Genomic DNA, 14,149 nt, shown 5'->3' on the forward strand with positions numbered 1-14,149 from the left:
CCCCGGCCGCAAGGCATGCAAGTGCTCCGGCGCGGCGCGCCGCGAGACCTCGGCGTGTCGCGCTCAAGGGGCGCCAAAGCGCCCCATCTCAGGAGAGAATGTGGCGCGTGGGGCAGCAGAACAGTGGCAAGCGCAAGGGCAGCCGGAGGGCGGCTCGGCCGCCGCGACGGTTCCGCAGGGACGTCTTCGCGCTGGCGCTCGGCGTCACGGTGGCGCTGATCGCGTGGGGCTATCTGGTCTATGCCGCGATCGACTTCGGTGGCGATGCACGCGACGGCGACGGCGCGTCGTGGCTCTTCCTGCTGCTGGCCGCGATCGGAGCCGCGGCGTGCCTCTTCGTCGCGCTGCTGCTGGGCGCCCGGGCACTCCGGGCGCTGGCGAGCGCTCCCGTCAGTTCGGGATACGCAGAGTCTGACCAGCCGACAGGCTCGCACCAGCGAGGCCATTGATCTTCTCGATGTGATCGATCATCGCGCGGACGTCGCCGTCGTCGGAGGCCGCCGACGCGAGGTCCCACAGCGTGTCGCCGGGGGCGACGACCACGGAGTGGGTCGACTCCGGGGCACCGGCCTGCGAGGCGGCGCCGGCGCCGTTGGAGATGAGCAGGCCGACGCCGAGCAGCGCGATCAGGCCGACGACGAAGACGACCACGCGACCGCGTCGGGTGAGCCGCAGCGTCGAGCCCTGACGCGGCGCGCGGGCCGCAGTCGCCGGGCGGACCGCTCGGACGTCGGTCGTACGCGGCGTCTCGAACAGCTGGTCGAGGGTCATCGAGCTCATGTCAGTCTCCTGGGGAAGGCGGGACTTGGTGTGTCCGAGACGATGTCTAACCGCGACCACTGACAGTTTTCGGTGGAGCGACCATCAGCGGCTTTCGATCAGACGTTCGATCGAACACATGAGCGAGAGTAGAACAAAGGTTCGAACTCGTTCAAGTGTTCGAACGAGATTTCTTGTGCCGTCTCGCGACACGCCGGATCGAACATCTGTTTGAATCCACCCGGGCGCGGCACTACCGTGAGACGCATGACCTCCAAGGAGCAGAGCAACCTGGCTGAGCTGCCCGACGGCCCGCCGGATGCGACCGGCCTCACCTACCGCCAGCAGCGCATCCTCGGTCACCTGCGCGACTGCATCGAGCAGCGCGGCTATCCGCCGAGCATGCGCGAGATCGGCACCGCGGTGGGCCTGACCTCGACCAGCTCGGTCGCCCATCAGCTCAAGGTCCTCGAGCAGAAGGGGTTCATCAAGCGCGACCCCCATCGCCCGCGCGCTCTCGAGGTCTTCCTGCCCGAGGTGCTCAAGGCCCGCAAGGCGATCAGCGGCGCCGAGGAGGTCGACTACGACGAGACCGGCATCGGCGACAGCCGCCCCGAGGCGCACTACGTCCCGCTGGTCGGCACCATCGCCGCGGGCGCACCGATCCTGGCCGAGGAGCAGACCGAGGCGGTCTTCCCCCTGCCGCGCGAGCTCGTCGGCGACGGCCAGCTGTTCCTGCTCAAGGTCAAGGGCGACTCGATGATCGAGGCGGCGATCTGCGACGGCGACTACATCGTCATCCAGCAGGCGCAGACCGCGAACAACGGCGACTTCGTGGCCGCGATGCTCGACGGCGAGGCGACCGTCAAGGAGTTCCGCCGCAAGGACGGCAAGCTCTGGCTGCTCCCCCACAACTCCGCGCTCGAGCCGATCGACGGGACCAATGCCACGATCCTGGGCAAGGTCACCGCCGTGCTACGCAGCCTGTGAAGGCGACCTCGGCATAATATCGGTGGGATCGGGCACGCCCGATCCCACCGTTTTTCTCAGGAGGCACCCGCGTGCAGGAGAACGTCATCGCCGGCGATGAGGCGATCCTCGCCCCGCCGACGGGGCGTCGCACCATCCGCCAGCGCCTCTCCACCGTCGGCGCCGGCCTGCGCGAGCTCCTGCTCATCTCGGCGCTCTACGTCGGCTACACCCTCTCGCGCCGGCTCGCCAGCGACGCCCGCGAGCCGGCGATCCACCGCGCGAAGGAGCTGCTCCGGATCGAGCGGGCCGTACGGCTCAACTGGGAACACCCGATCAACGACTTCTTCGTGCGCCACGACACGATCGGCCTGCTCGCCTCGTTCTGGTACGCCACCGCGCACTACATCATCACGCTCTCGGTGCTGGTCTGGCTCTACTTCAAGGGGCGCGACGCCTACATCCCCGCCCGTCGTGCGCTGCTCGTCACGACCGTCCTGGCGCTGACCCTCTACCTCATGCTGCCGACCGCGCCGCCGCGCTTCCTCGACGGCTACGCCGACGTGCTCGCCCTCCACTCCGACCAGGGTTGGTGGGGCTCCGACGCCTCCGCGCCCAAGGGTCTGGGCCACCTCACCAACGAGCTGGCGGCCTTCCCGTCTCTGCACGCGGGCTGGTCGCTGTGGTGCGCGATGGTGCTGCAACGACACGCCCGGTGGCGGATCGTCAAGATCCTCGGGTGGGCCGGCGCCTTCATCACGGCGGCTACCGTGATCGGTACGGGCAACCACTGGGTGCTCGACGTCCTGGTCGGCTGGATGGTGACCATCGCCGGCGTCGTGGCGGTTTGGGAGCTGACACCTAAACTGCCGGAGTGACGCGCGCCCTCCCCTCCTCCGCCGCCGCCCTGACCACCCTCGTGGTCGTGGTGGCGTCGCTGCTGTCCGTGTCCGTTGCGACCCCCGCTCAGGCGGAGCGCGGATCGGCGGTACGGCTACCGGCGGCGAGCGCGCTCGGCGACTCCGACGGCGATGCGCCGGGCGATGCGTCGATGTACCTGCGCCGGATCGCGCTGACCAAGAGCTCGCTGCGCGGCGCCGCCCGCAAGCGGGCCGAGGCCCAGGTCGCCCGCCCCAAGCTCGCCGGTGAGCGGATCGTCTGCTCCACCACCCACCCGATCTGCGTGCACTACGCGAGCGCGGGCGTCGACGCCCCCAAGGCGGGCGGCCCGATCACCCCACAGGTCGTGCTCAGCAACCTCGATCACATCTACTCGATCTACCAGAGCTCCGGCTACCGGATGCCCGAGGCCGACCACACCACCGGCGGTGGCACCACCCAGATCAACGGTGCGCCGGTGCCCGTCGACGACGTGGACATCTACCTGGCCAACATCGGTGATCAGGGCTACTACGGCTACTGCGCGCCCGAGCCGCTCGCCAGCGCGCCGTCCGCTCACCACACGCCGGCGTACTGCGTCCTCGACAACGACTACGCCGAGTTCCCGCACGGGACGCCGCTGTCCAACCTCCAGGTGACCGCCGCGCACGAGTTCTTCCACGCGGTGCAGTTCGCCTACGACGCGACCGAGGACCCGTGGTTCATGGAGTCCACCGCGGTGTGGATGGAGGACCAGGTCTTCGACAACATCAACGACAACATCCAGTACCTGCCATACGGGCCGCTGGGGAGGCCGTCGACCTCGCTCGACAAGAACACCACCTTCGGGGTGTACGGCGGCTGGATCTTCTTCCGCTGGGTCAGCGAGCATCACCCCCAGCTGGTCGGCCAGCTGCCCGGCATCATCCTGTCGATGTGGCAGCGCGCCGCGTCGGGCGCGCACGACCGCTACTCGCTCCAGGCCGTCAGCAGCGCACTCCAGGCGGCCAAGATGCCGCTGCGTACGGCGTTCGCCCGCTTCGCCGCCGCCAACCGCAACCCGGCGCACACCTACTCGGAGGGTCGCGCCAACCACTACCCCGTCGCGGCACCGGCCAAGAGCTACTTCCTGCGCAGCGGCAAGCGCGCCAGCGGCACCGTACGCATCAACCACATGGCCGCCTCTACCGAGCGCTTCACCCCGCGGGGCCGCGCGCTGAACGGCAAGCGGGCCAAGCTGCGCCTGACCCTCGACATGGACGACACCGCCCGCGGCAGCGCCGCCGTGGTGACGATCTACCAGCGCAACGGCGCCACCAAGACGCGCCTGGTCCATCTTGACCGGCACGGCAACGGATTCGCCGCGGTGCCGTTCAGCGGGCGCCTGGTCAAGCGGGTCGAGCTGACCATGACCAATGCCAGCACCCGGATGCTCTGCTGGGTCGGCGGGCTCTACGCCTGCCAGGGCCAGCCGAAGGACATGCGCATCGCCGAGCACTTCAGCGCGCAGGTCCACGCCTGATGCCAACCGCCACCACGGACTCGACGACCCCGGTCGCCGAGCTGCTCGCGACCGCCGTCGAGGCGCTCGGTGGCAGCACCCGCACCGGTCAGGTGCAGATGGCCGAGGCCGTCGCCACCGCGCTGAGCACCGAGGAGCACCTCCTCGTCCAGGCCGGCACCGGCACCGGCAAGTCGCTGGCGTACCTCGTCCCGGCGCTCCTGCACGACAAGCGCGTCGTGGTCGCCACCGCGACCCTGGCGCTGCAGCACCAGCTGGTCGAGCGTGACCTGCCGCGGCTGACCAAGGCGCTCAAGGGTCGCCGGCTCGACACCTCGTACGCCGTCCTCAAGGGCCGCGCCAACTACGCCTGCCTCCACCGGATCCGGGAGGGCGTCCCGGACGACCAGGGCACGCTCACCATGGACATCGCGATGGGCGACATGGCGAAGAAGGTCCTCGAGCTGCGGAAGTGGGCCGACGAGGAGGCCAACGACGGTGGCACGGGCGAGCGCGACAACGCGCCCCGGCACACCGATCGGGAGTGGCGCCAGGTCTCGGTCTCCTCGCGCGACTGCCTGACCGCGGCCAAGTGCCCGTTCGGGGAGGAGTGCTTCGCCGAGCGCGCCAAGGAGAAGGCGCAGAAGTCGCACCTCATCGTCACCAACCACTCCCTGCTCGCGATCGACGCGATCGAGGGCATCCCGATGATCCCGGACTACGACGCGGTGGTGATCGACGAGGCCCACGAGCTGGTCGCGCGCGTCACCCAGGCCGCCACCGGCGAGCTCACCTTCACCGACGTCGACCGGGCCGCGCGCCGCTCCAACCGGCACGTGGACGGCACCGAGGCCGACGACCTGGCCGACGCCGGCGACGCCCTCAAGGCCGCGATCCAGGACACCGCGGCCGGGCGGCTCGAGTCGCTCCCGCTGGATCTGGCCGACGCGCTGATCCTGGTCCGAGACGCCGCGCGCGCCTGCCTGTCGGCGTATCCGAAGCAGAGCTCGGAGGACCAGGCCGACCCCGGCCTCACCCAGGCCAAGGGCAGCGTGCAGGAGGTCTTCGAGATCGCCGAGCGGATGGCCGAGCACAAGGAGTCCGACGTGCTCTGGCTGGCCGAGGGCACCGACCGGATCCCGCCGCGGCTGTGCATCGCGCCGCTGCAGGTGTGGGCGCAGATGCGCGAGCGGCTGCTCACCGACAAGACCGTCGTCTTCGCCTCCGCGACGCTCAAGCTCGGTGGCGACTTCGGCGTCGTCGCCGGCTCGCTCGGGCTGAAGAAGGACGACGAGGAGCTGCCCTGGCGCGGCCTCGACGTCGGCTCGCCGTTCGACTACGGCCGGCAGGGCATCCTGTACGTCGCCCGGCACCTCCCCCAGCCCGGCCGCGACGGGATGGCACCGGCGGTGCTGGACGAGATCGTCGAGCTGATCGATGCCGCCGAGGGCCGCGCGCTCGGGCTCTTCTCCTCGCGACGTGCCGCCGACGCGGCGGCCGAGGCGGTCCGCAAGCGCCTGCCGCACCTGACCACGCTGGCACAGGGTGACGCGCAGCTGCCGGAGCTCGCCGCGCAGTTCGTCTCCGATCCGCACACGGTGCTGTTCGGCACGCTGTCGCTGTGGCAGGGCCTCGACGTCCCGGGCGACACCTGCCAGCTGGTGATGATCGACCGGATCCCGTTCCCGCGCCCCGACGACCCGCTGATGAGCGCGCGCCAGCAGGCCGCCGACAAGGCCGGCGGCAACGGCTTCATGCAGGTCGCCGCCACCCACGCGGCGCTCCTGCTCGCGCAGGGCGCGGGTCGCCTCATCCGTACGACGTCGGATCGCGGGGTGGTGGCGGTGCTGGATCCCCGGCTCGCCACCGCCCGCTACGGCGGCTTCCTCAAGGCCAGCCTGCCGCCGATGTGGCCCACCACCGACCCGGCGATCGCGCGCCAGGCGCTGCGCCGGCTGGCGGAGTCGGCGACGTAGGCACACCGTAAATCCGTCGTACAACCGATTTCGCGGCTCGTAGCGTCGCCCCTCGTGCGTGCCGCCCGGCACGCCGCACACGAGAGAGGCCGCGACGCAGGAACCCACGATGGAGAAGATCACCCCGAAGCTCATCAACTGGGCTTCGATCCTGGAGAAGAACACCCGCGAGCAGGCGGTCACCACGGCGAGCATGCCGTTCATCCACCCGCACGTGGCCCTGATGCCCGACGCCCACCTGGGCCTGGGCGCGACCGTCGGCTCGGTCATCCCGACCGTCGGCGCGATCATCCCGGCCGCGGTCGGGGTCGACATCGGCTGCGGCATGATCGCGGTCCGCACGCAGTTCAGTGCCGACCAGCTGCCTGCTGACCGCAAGCCCGTACGCGAGGCCATCGAGCGCGCCATCCCGCTCTCGGCGGGTGCCGCCAACAGCCGGGTCAGTCGCGAGCACACCGAGCGGCGCCTGGCCGAGCTGCACGAGCTGGCCGAGCGGGCCGGCTTCGAGCCCTCGTCCTACGCGAAGCGGTGGGAGCTGCAGCTCGGCACGCTCGGCTCCGGGAACCACTTCATCGAGATCACCGTCGACGAGCTCGATCAGGTCTGGCTCTTCCTGCACTCCGGCTCGCGGGGCGTCGGCAACAAGATCGCGCAGCACCACATCGCGATCTCGGCCGACCTCTGCCGGAAGTGGCACATCGCCCTGCCGCATCGAGACCTCGCCTACCTGGCCGAGGACACCGCCGAGTTCGACGCGTACATCTCCCAGATGCGGTGGGCGCAGCACTACGCGCTGCTCAACCGCGAGGAGATGATGGACCGGGTGGTGCGGCAGTTCGGTGAGTGGCTCGGCGTCGGCGCCGAGGGCGTGCAGCGGATCGAGGAGATCAACTGCCACCACAACTACACCGAGCAGGAGCGGCACTTCGGCAGGACGGTCTGGCTCTCCCGCAAGGGTGCGATCAACGCCGAGCTCGGCCGGCCCGGCCTGATTCCGGGCAGCATGGGCACGGCGTCGTACGTCGTGTCCGGGCTCGGCAACGCGGTGGCGCTCAACTCGGCGCCGCACGGGGCAGGTCGGAGCTTCTCCCGGTCGGCGGCCCGTCGGCAGTTCACCCAGGACGACCTCCGCAGCGCCATGGCCGGGATCGAGTACCGCGACACCGATGCGTTCGTCGACGAGATCCCGGCGGCGTACAAGGACATCGACCGGGTGATGGCCGACGCCGTCGACCTCGTCGAGATCCGGCACACGCTGCGCCAGGTCGTCAACGTCAAGGGCGACTGATCCGGCCGCGGCGCCCATGGACGGGCGTCATCGCCGCTGCTCGGCGGTGGCGATGACGTCCGTCAGGTCGGCGTCGACCTCGAGGAGGTCGACCTCGAAGTCGAGGCTCTGGCGCCCGCCGACCGCGCGGACCTCGACGACGATCCCGGTCTGCACGTCGAGGGCGATGTCGTACGCGTCGGGGTAGTCGGTGGAGAAGGGCCTGCGACTGCTGCCGCCGTATTCGAGCTCGTCGGAGATCCGCGACCACAGCAGAGGGCAGCAGGAACAGCGCGGGTCGTAGCCCTCGACCGGCACGGCGCGGGCGAACCAGGTCGGGCGCCCGCCCCGCTCCCCCGCCCGCAGGTCGCCGAGCTCGACGTGGTGGGAGAGCTCGACCGGATCGAGCATCGCGATCCAGCGGTAGCTCTCCCACATCGGGTCGTCGAAGTCGATCCCGGGATCGCTGGGGCGCTCCGCCACGAGCCCGTCGGGGCGGTACGTCGGCGCCAGCGACCCGCCCCACGGCATCGTGGCCGTCCCAGGCTCGGACGACCCGTCGGCGCCGAAGGTCATCCGCACCATCTCCCGGTCGCCGCCCCGCACGACCGAGTCGGCGTAACCCTCCCGTCGCGCCAGCATCCAGTCCGGCCGGCGGATCCACGCCTCCGTCATGCTCCGCGGAGGCTCGCGGTGGCGCAGGTGCACCGTCGACCACCGCCACGGCCCACTGCGCGCCAGCGCCCTGAACGTCTCCTCGGTCAGCTCCACACCCTCACTATCGCGGCGGCGCCGCTGGGTCGCGCGGCAATATCGCCACACATGCGAGAAGTTGGCCGGACAACCGCCGCCCGGCAGTGGAAGTCGCAGCTGTGCACGCCAAGGCACCGCACATCCCAGCAGTCGACACGGGCCAGGTCCGGCCCAGAGTCTCACTGCCAACTCGCCACACGTGCGGCAGATTGACCGGCTCAGGCCACACGAGAGTCGCGATTTCGCCACACATGCGGGAAGTTCGCCCAGACCGCGACGACAACCGCCACCGGGCAGCGCACGTGCCGCCCCCACCTCAACAAGATGCGCCCAGTCGGCGAAGGCCCGGGGTCTCGAGGCTCGCTGCGCTCGCACCTCAACCACCGAGTGGCGTGGACCGACGGGCGGTGCCGCCGCCGGGGCGCTGCGTAAGCAACGCGCCGGACGAAGTCCGCTGCGCGGGGCGACGCCTGCCCCCAGGCGCGTGCCGACCGGCGGGCCACGCCACCCCAACTCAGCAACCGGGCTCCGGGTTTCGAGGCTCGCTTCGCTCGCACCTCGACCACCGGAGCCTGCCTCCCGGTAGGGGACCCGTCCCAGCCCTCGGCACCGACTCCGTCGCACCCGCCCCAACCCCGTAGAATTCGCCCTGTGAAGGTGCTGCTCCTGGAGAACATCCATCAGGTCGCTGTCGAGAACCTCGAGCGAGCCGGCTACGAGGTCGAGCTCCGCCAGGCGAGCATGTCCGAGGACGAGCTCATCGCGGCGCTGCCCGGAGTGACGATGCTCGGCATCCGCTCCAACACCCACATCACCCAGAAGGTCCTGGACAACGCTCCGGACCTGCTGGCGATCGGCTGCTTCTGCATCGGCACCAACCAGGTCGACCTGGCTGCCGCCGCCGCCAAGGGTGTCGCGGTGTTCAACGCGCCCTACTCCAACACCCGCTCGGTCGTCGAGCTGGTGATCGCCGAGATCATCAGCCTCGCGCGCCGCCTGCCGGACAAGACCCAGAAGATGCACGCCGGCGTCTGGGACAAGTCGGCCAAGGGCAGCCACGAGGTCCGTGGCCGCACGCTCGGCATCGTCGGGTACGGCAACATCGGCACCCAGCTCTCCAACCTGGCCGAGGCGCTCGGCCTCAACGTCATCTTCTTCGACATCGCCGACCGCCTGCGGCACGGCAACGCCCGCCGGATGCCGTCGCTCGAGTCGCTGCTGGCCGAGGCCGACGTGGTCTCGCTCCACGTCGACGGCCGCCCGGGCAACGCGGGCATCTTCGGCGACGAGCAGTTCAAGCTGATGAAGCCGCGCTCGATCTTCATCAACGCCGCCCGCGGCATGGTGGTCGACACGACGTCCCTGCGCGAGCACATCCTGTCCGGCCACATCGCCGGCGCCGCGCTCGACGTCTTCCCGGTGGAGCCGAAGGCGCAGGGCGACGAGTTCGAGTCGCCGCTGCGGGGCCTCGACAACGTCATCCTGACCCCGCACGTCGGCGGCTCGACGCAGGAGGCGCAGGAGGAGATCGGCTACTTCGTCTCCACCAAGCTCCGCGACTTCCAGCGGCAGGGCTCGACGGCGCTCAGCGTCGACCTCCCGGCCGCCCAGCCGCCGGCGCTGACCGACGGCCACCGCCTCGCGTACCTCCACGTCAACGTCCCCGGCGTCCTCGCCGAGGTCAACAACGTGCTCGCCGCCGAGGGCGCCAACGTCACCGGCCAGTACCTCGCGACCAAGGGCGAGCAGGGCTACGTCATCACCGACACCACGGAGCCGATCTCGGAGACCGCGCTCGCCAAGCTGCAGGCCTCGCCGCACACGATCTGGCTGCGCTCGTACGACGCCTGAGGCGTCTCGGAACACAGCGTCACACCCACGGCCGGAGGATCCCATCGCGGATCCTCCGGCCGTGGTCGTTCGCGGCCGAACGACGATTCGTCGTTACCGCCCGGTCGCCGGGATGATCGTGGCTCGTGAGCCTGGGGAACTACGCGGCGCTGATGCGCAACCAGACCGTGCGCCGCATCCTCGTCCTGGGCTTCGTCATCCGGGTGCCGATCTGGGCCTGCAACATCGCGATCACCCTGCACGTGGTCAACCACCTGCACCGCTCCTACGCCGAGGCCGGCGTCGTCTCGATGGCCTCCGCACTCGCGCTGGCGGTCAGCAACCCGTGGCGCGGACGGCTGGTCGACCGCGTCGGCCTGCGCCGGGCCGTGGCGCCCTCGCTGGTCGTCACCGCGCTGGCGTGGGGGGTGGCGCCGTGGGTGGGCTACTGGCCGATGCTGGTGCTGGTCGCCATCGCCGGCCTCTTCGCGGTACCGACCTTCGCGATCGTGCGCGCCGTGCTCATCTCCAGCGTCACCGACCAGCAGCGCACCTCGGTGCTGGCCATCGACTCCGTCGTCACCGAGGCCTCCTACATGATCGGCCCGATCCTCGGCGTGGTCGCGGCGACCTACCTGCCGACGACGTGGGCGCTGCTGCTGTGCCAGGCCGCCTCGGTCGCCGCCGGCGTGCTGCTCTGGCTGGCCAACCCGTCGGTCGACGGCGACGCGCCCGGCACCGGAGAGCACCATCATCCCTCGGCCAGCAGCTGGGTGACCCCGCAGGTGCTCCTCATCCTGGTTGCGACCGCCGCCGCCACCGTGATCCTCACCAGCGAGGAGCTCGGCTCGGTCGCCGCGATGCGGGACCTGGGCCACACCGGGTCGCTGGGCTGGGAGCTGGCGCTGTGGGGAGCCGGATCGGCGGTGGGCGGTCTCTCGTACGGCGTCCTGCACCGCCACCCGCCCGCCGGCGTGCTGCTCGCGCTGCTGGGCGGCACCACGGCGTTGGTCGCGTTCGCACCGAACATGGCGTGGTTCACCGTGCTGCTCTTCATCAGCGGCCTGTTCTGCGCCCCCACGATCACCGCGACCGTCGACGACCTCTCCCGGCTGGTGCCGCGCAGGGTGCGCAACGAGTCGATGGGCTGGCACGGGTCGGCGCTCACCCTGGGCAGCGCCGTCGGCGCGCCGCTGGTCGGCACCGTGATGGACGCCGGCGGCTGGGCCCACGGGTTCCTCTACGGCGGCCTCGCCGGGCTGGCCATCGCGCTGGTCGCCCTCGGCGTCGTGGCGCGACGCGCGAGTTGAACGGTTTGGGAGGATGAACCCGATGGATGCCGCTCACCTGCTCGACGCCCGCGCTCGCGTGCTGGCCGACCTGACCGCCCGCAACCTCGCCACCCCGATCGCCGTATCGGTCCTCGAGGACGCGATCTCCGAGCGCGGCTGGTGGGCCGATCAGTGGCCGGCAGGGGTCCAGTACGTCGCCGGGCTCGTCGCGCAGGACGTCCAGGACGCGCTCTTCGCCGACGTCGGCCGCTGGCCGCTGTGCGAGCACTGCGGCGCCGAGGCCCCGGAGCACTCGCTCTTCATCTCCCCCGACCTCGGCGGCCCGGACCCGGTCTGGGTCTGCGAGGAGAGCGGCACCGTGGTGGCCCCGCTCGGCAACCTCTGACTACTCGCCCAGACCGAGCTGCAGCTTGAGGGTGAAGCGGTCGGCGCGGAACGTCGAGCGGGACACCTCGACGACCTTCTCCTCGGCGAACGCGCGGCGCTGCTGACGCAGCACCGGCGCACCGGCGGTGACCTCGAGGTGGGCCGCCTCGTCCTCGGTGGCGACGTCGGCGTTGACGTTGTCCTCGGCCCAGGTCGGCCGCATGCCGCGGTCGCCGAGCTCGTCGTACAGCGAGATCGGCATCCCGACCTGCAGGAAGCCCGGCAGGAGCACCTCGTTGAGGTAGGCGTCCTCGATGCACATCGGCATCCCGTCGGCGCGACGCAGTCGCTTCCAGTGGATGACCGCGTCGCCCTGGGTGACGCCGAGCGCCCGGGCGACGCCGGGGCCGGCCTGCTCGATCCGGGCCAGCAGCGTCACCGACTCCGGCAGCATGCCGCGCCGGCGCATGTCCTCGCTGAAGCTCAGCACCGGGGTGGCCTGGCGGCGGGGGCGGGCGACGAAGGTGCCCCGGCCCGGGATCCGCTCCAGCAGACCCTCGACGACCAGCGCGTCCATCGCCTGGCGTACGGTCATCCTGGCCACGCCGAACAGGTTGACCAGCTCACGCTCGGAAGGGGCGGCCGATCCGGGGATGCTCCCGGCCACGAGCGTCCTCACATACTCACGCACCTTGACGTGCTTGAGTGACTGCGCCCCCACGCTGACCCCTTCCATAACGTGCCAACGGTAGGACCGCGCGACACGCGGCGTCCCCGGAATGGCAAAGTTCGAACGCCTGTTCGATGATCGGGGTTACGCTGGTGACATGGACTTCCAGAGCACGCTCTTCGCCGCCCCGGAGGCCGAGACGCCGCACTGCGACGGACTCGAGCGCACCCCACTGAGCCACGGTGCCTGGATCGACGTGGGCCGAGGGTGGCTGCCGTCGGCCGACGACGTCTTCGACACCCTGCGCCGCGACGTGCCCTGGCGCGCGGAGCGCCGGCAGATGTACGAGCGGATGGTCGACGTACCGCGGCTCGTGCACACCTACCTGGCCGGCGACGAGCTCCCCCACCCGATGCTCGCCCTGGCGCGGGAGTCGCTCAGCGAGCACTACCTGCCCGAGCTCGGCGAGCGCTTCCGCACCGCCGGGTGCTGCTACTACCGCGACGGCAACGACTCCGTGGCCTGGCACGGCGACAAGATCGGCCGCGGCCGCTCCGAGGACACCATGGTCGCCATCGTCAGCCTCGGCGACCCGCGCAGGCTCGCCCTGCGTCCGCTCGGCGGAGGCTCCTCGATCTCTGTCGAGATGGGCCACGGCGACCTGGTCGTGATGGGCGGCAGCTGCCAGCGCACCTGGGAGCACGCGGTCCCCAAGGTCGCGCACGCGGGGCCGCGGATGTCGGTCCAGTTCCGCCCGCTCAACGTGTTCTGAGGGTCTCGATACGGGGTCTCGATACGCTCGCTGCGCTCGCTACTCGACCACCGAGGAACGCCGCCCTCGCTACTCGACCACCGAGGAACGCCGCCCTCGCCCCTCGACCACCGAGATCGCGAAGCGGCCTAGGTCACCAGACCCTGCTGCTTGAGCCAGTCCCACGCCACGTCGGCCGGCTCACGGCCCTCGACGTCGACCTCGGCGTTGAGCTTCGCGATGACGTCGTTGGTCAGCAGCTTGGCGACCGGCGCGAAGAGCTCCTGCAGGTCGGGGTGCGCGTCGAGCACGTCCTTGCGGACCACCAGCGAGGCGTTGTACTTCGGGAAGAAGTTCTTGTCGTCCTCGAGCGGCGTCAGGTGCAGCGCCTGGATCCGGCCGTCGGTGGTGAAGACCTCGCCGAAGGTGCAGGCGCCCTTGGCGATCGCGTCGTAGATGGCGCCGGTCTGCAGCGTGACCAGGTTGCTGCGCGGAACGCCGTGGGGGGCGCCGAGCGGCAGGCCGTACGTGTCCAGCATCCCCTTGAGCCCGTCGGGGCGGTTGGTGAACTCCGACTCGACGCAGTAGGTCCGCTCGGCCGGCGGGATCGTGCTCATCTGCGACAGCTTGGTGATGTGGTACTTCTCCGCCGTCGCCTGGTTGACGGCCAGCGTGTAGGTGTCGTTCATCGGCGCCGGCGGCAGCCAGACCAGGTCGTTCTGCTTCAGGTCGGCATCGCGGGTCGCGACGTACTGCTTCTCGGCGTCGGGGATCGGCTCGGTGTTGCCGAGGTAGGTCAGCCAGGCCGTGCCGGTGTACTCCCAGGTCAGCTCGACCTGGCCGGCCAGCTGTGCCTGGCGGGCGGCCGCGCTGCCGGGGATGTTGGTCAGGTCCTTGACGTTCGCGCCGGCGGACTTGAGCAGGATGACGGTCATCTTCCCGAGCAGGATCTGCTCGGTGAAGTTCTTCGACCCCACCGAGAAGCTCGCCCCGTCGAGACCCTTCACGTCCGCGACCGGACCGGCGAGCGTGCCACTGGGGGTGTAGCCGCCGGCGGTCCCGAGGCCGATCCCGCAGCCGGAGAGGGCGACACCGAGGCCGAGAGCCGCGGCAACCGCGGCGATTCGCTTCAGCAT

The 14,149-nt window shown here is 70.6% G+C and carries 14 protein-coding genes; 10 read left to right on the top strand and 4 right to left on the bottom strand.

What is annotated here, in order from left to right; translation table 11 throughout:
* The first annotated feature begins 107 nt into the window (after window positions 1-107).
* Window positions 108-449 (top strand): hypothetical protein, encoded by a 342-nt coding sequence (locus tag ACZ5L9_RS03025; RefSeq protein WP_464533656.1) that lies wholly within the window; start codon window positions 108-110, stop codon window positions 447-449.
* Here the strand turns inward: ACZ5L9_RS03025 and ACZ5L9_RS03030 are convergent.
* Entirely contained in the window at window positions 391-780 is a 390-nt protein-coding gene (locus ACZ5L9_RS03030; RefSeq protein ID WP_464533658.1) for a LysM peptidoglycan-binding domain-containing protein, read from the bottom strand. The genes ACZ5L9_RS03025 and ACZ5L9_RS03030 overlap by 59 nt on opposite strands.
* 246 nt (window positions 781-1,026) lie before the next feature.
* Here ACZ5L9_RS03030 and lexA point away from each other — a divergent pair, with 246 nt between their 5' ends.
* The 5 genes from lexA (at window position 1,027) to ACZ5L9_RS03055 (ending at window position 7,372) form a co-directional block, all read left to right on the top strand.
* Window positions 1,027-1,749 (top strand): transcriptional repressor LexA, encoded by a 723-nt coding sequence (lexA, locus tag ACZ5L9_RS03035; protein WP_464533660.1) that lies wholly within the window; start codon window positions 1,027-1,029, stop codon window positions 1,747-1,749.
* A 71-nt stretch (window positions 1,750-1,820) separates the two neighbouring features.
* Entirely contained in the window at window positions 1,821-2,606 is a 786-nt protein-coding gene (locus ACZ5L9_RS03040; protein WP_464533662.1) for a phosphatase PAP2 family protein, read from the top strand.
* On the top strand, window positions 2,603-4,129 hold the full coding sequence (locus ACZ5L9_RS03045; RefSeq protein WP_464533665.1) for an MXAN_6640 family putative metalloprotease: 1,527 nt from the start codon (window positions 2,603-2,605) through the stop codon (window positions 4,127-4,129). Before ACZ5L9_RS03040 ends, ACZ5L9_RS03045 begins: the two co-directional genes overlap by 4 nt.
* Window positions 4,129-6,084 (top strand): ATP-dependent DNA helicase, encoded by a 1,956-nt coding sequence (locus tag ACZ5L9_RS03050; RefSeq protein ID WP_464533667.1) that lies wholly within the window; start codon window positions 4,129-4,131, stop codon window positions 6,082-6,084. Before ACZ5L9_RS03045 ends, ACZ5L9_RS03050 begins: the two co-directional genes overlap by 1 nt.
* A gap of 109 nt (window positions 6,085-6,193) precedes the next feature.
* Entirely contained in the window at window positions 6,194-7,372 is a 1,179-nt protein-coding gene (locus tag ACZ5L9_RS03055) for an RtcB family protein (RefSeq protein WP_464533669.1), read from the top strand.
* Window positions 7,373-7,399: 27 nt separating this feature from the next.
* Here the strand turns inward: ACZ5L9_RS03055 and ACZ5L9_RS03060 are convergent, their stop codons facing one another.
* Window positions 7,400-8,122, bottom strand: coding sequence for a hypothetical protein (locus ACZ5L9_RS03060; RefSeq protein WP_464533673.1), 723 nt, complete (start codon window positions 8,120-8,122; stop codon window positions 7,400-7,402).
* Between the two features lie 633 nt (window positions 8,123-8,755).
* On the opposite strand from ACZ5L9_RS03060, the gene serA reads away from it, so the two are divergent.
* The 3 genes from serA to ACZ5L9_RS03075 all read left to right on the top strand — a co-directional run bounded on the left by serA (window position 8,756) and on the right by ACZ5L9_RS03075 (window position 11,611).
* Complete coding sequence (gene serA / locus ACZ5L9_RS03065) at window positions 8,756-9,955, top strand: phosphoglycerate dehydrogenase (protein WP_464533677.1); 1,200 nt, start codon at window positions 8,756-8,758, stop codon at window positions 9,953-9,955.
* A 125-nt stretch (window positions 9,956-10,080) separates the two neighbouring features.
* The gene (locus ACZ5L9_RS03070; RefSeq protein WP_464533680.1) at window positions 10,081-11,244 is read left to right on the top strand and encodes an MFS transporter; all 1,164 of its coding nucleotides are present in this window, start codon (window positions 10,081-10,083) and stop codon (window positions 11,242-11,244) included.
* 22 nt (window positions 11,245-11,266) lie between these two features.
* Window positions 11,267-11,611, top strand: a complete 345-nt coding sequence (locus tag ACZ5L9_RS03075; RefSeq protein WP_464533683.1) for a hypothetical protein — start codon at window positions 11,267-11,269, stop codon at window positions 11,609-11,611.
* On the opposite strand, the gene ACZ5L9_RS03080 is transcribed toward ACZ5L9_RS03075, so the two are convergent.
* Window positions 11,612-12,271: a GntR family transcriptional regulator gene (locus ACZ5L9_RS03080; protein WP_464533686.1), complete on the bottom strand. Its 660-nt coding sequence runs from the start codon at window positions 12,269-12,271 to the stop codon at window positions 11,612-11,614.
* 148 nt (window positions 12,272-12,419) lie between these two features.
* On the opposite strand from ACZ5L9_RS03080, the gene ACZ5L9_RS03085 reads away from it, so the two are divergent.
* Window positions 12,420-13,034, top strand: a complete 615-nt coding sequence (locus ACZ5L9_RS03085) for an alpha-ketoglutarate-dependent dioxygenase AlkB (protein WP_464533690.1) — start codon at window positions 12,420-12,422, stop codon at window positions 13,032-13,034.
* Window positions 13,035-13,162: 128 nt separating this feature from the next.
* On the opposite strand, the gene ACZ5L9_RS03090 is transcribed toward ACZ5L9_RS03085, so the two are convergent.
* Window positions 13,163-14,149, bottom strand: coding sequence for a glycine betaine ABC transporter substrate-binding protein (locus ACZ5L9_RS03090; RefSeq protein WP_464533694.1), 987 nt, complete (start codon window positions 14,147-14,149; stop codon window positions 13,163-13,165).

The organism is Nocardioides sp. JCM 18998 (genome assembly GCF_055391535.1).

What these genes read in the sequence shown, in the direction of transcription:
- ACZ5L9_RS03090 (WP_464533694.1), bottom strand. Translation starts at nt 14,149, where the DNA reads ATGCTGAAGCGAATCGCCGCGGTTGCCGCGGCTCTCGGCCTCGGTGTC.
- ACZ5L9_RS03085 (WP_464533690.1), top strand. Translation starts at nt 12,420, where the DNA reads ATGGACTTCCAGAGCACGCTCTTCGCCGCCCCGGAGGCCGAGACGCCG.
- ACZ5L9_RS03055 (WP_464533669.1), top strand. Translation starts at nt 6,194, where the DNA reads ATGGAGAAGATCACCCCGAAGCTCATCAACTGGGCTTCGATCCTGGAG.
- lexA (WP_464533660.1), top strand. Translation starts at nt 1,027, where the DNA reads ATGACCTCCAAGGAGCAGAGCAACCTGGCTGAGCTGCCCGACGGCCCG.
- ACZ5L9_RS03075 (WP_464533683.1), top strand. Translation starts at nt 11,267, where the DNA reads ATGGATGCCGCTCACCTGCTCGACGCCCGCGCTCGCGTGCTGGCCGAC.
- ACZ5L9_RS03050 (WP_464533667.1), top strand. Translation starts at nt 4,129, where the DNA reads ATGCCAACCGCCACCACGGACTCGACGACCCCGGTCGCCGAGCTGCTC.
- ACZ5L9_RS03030 (WP_464533658.1), bottom strand. Translation starts at nt 780, where the DNA reads ATGAGCTCGATGACCCTCGACCAGCTGTTCGAGACGCCGCGTACGACC.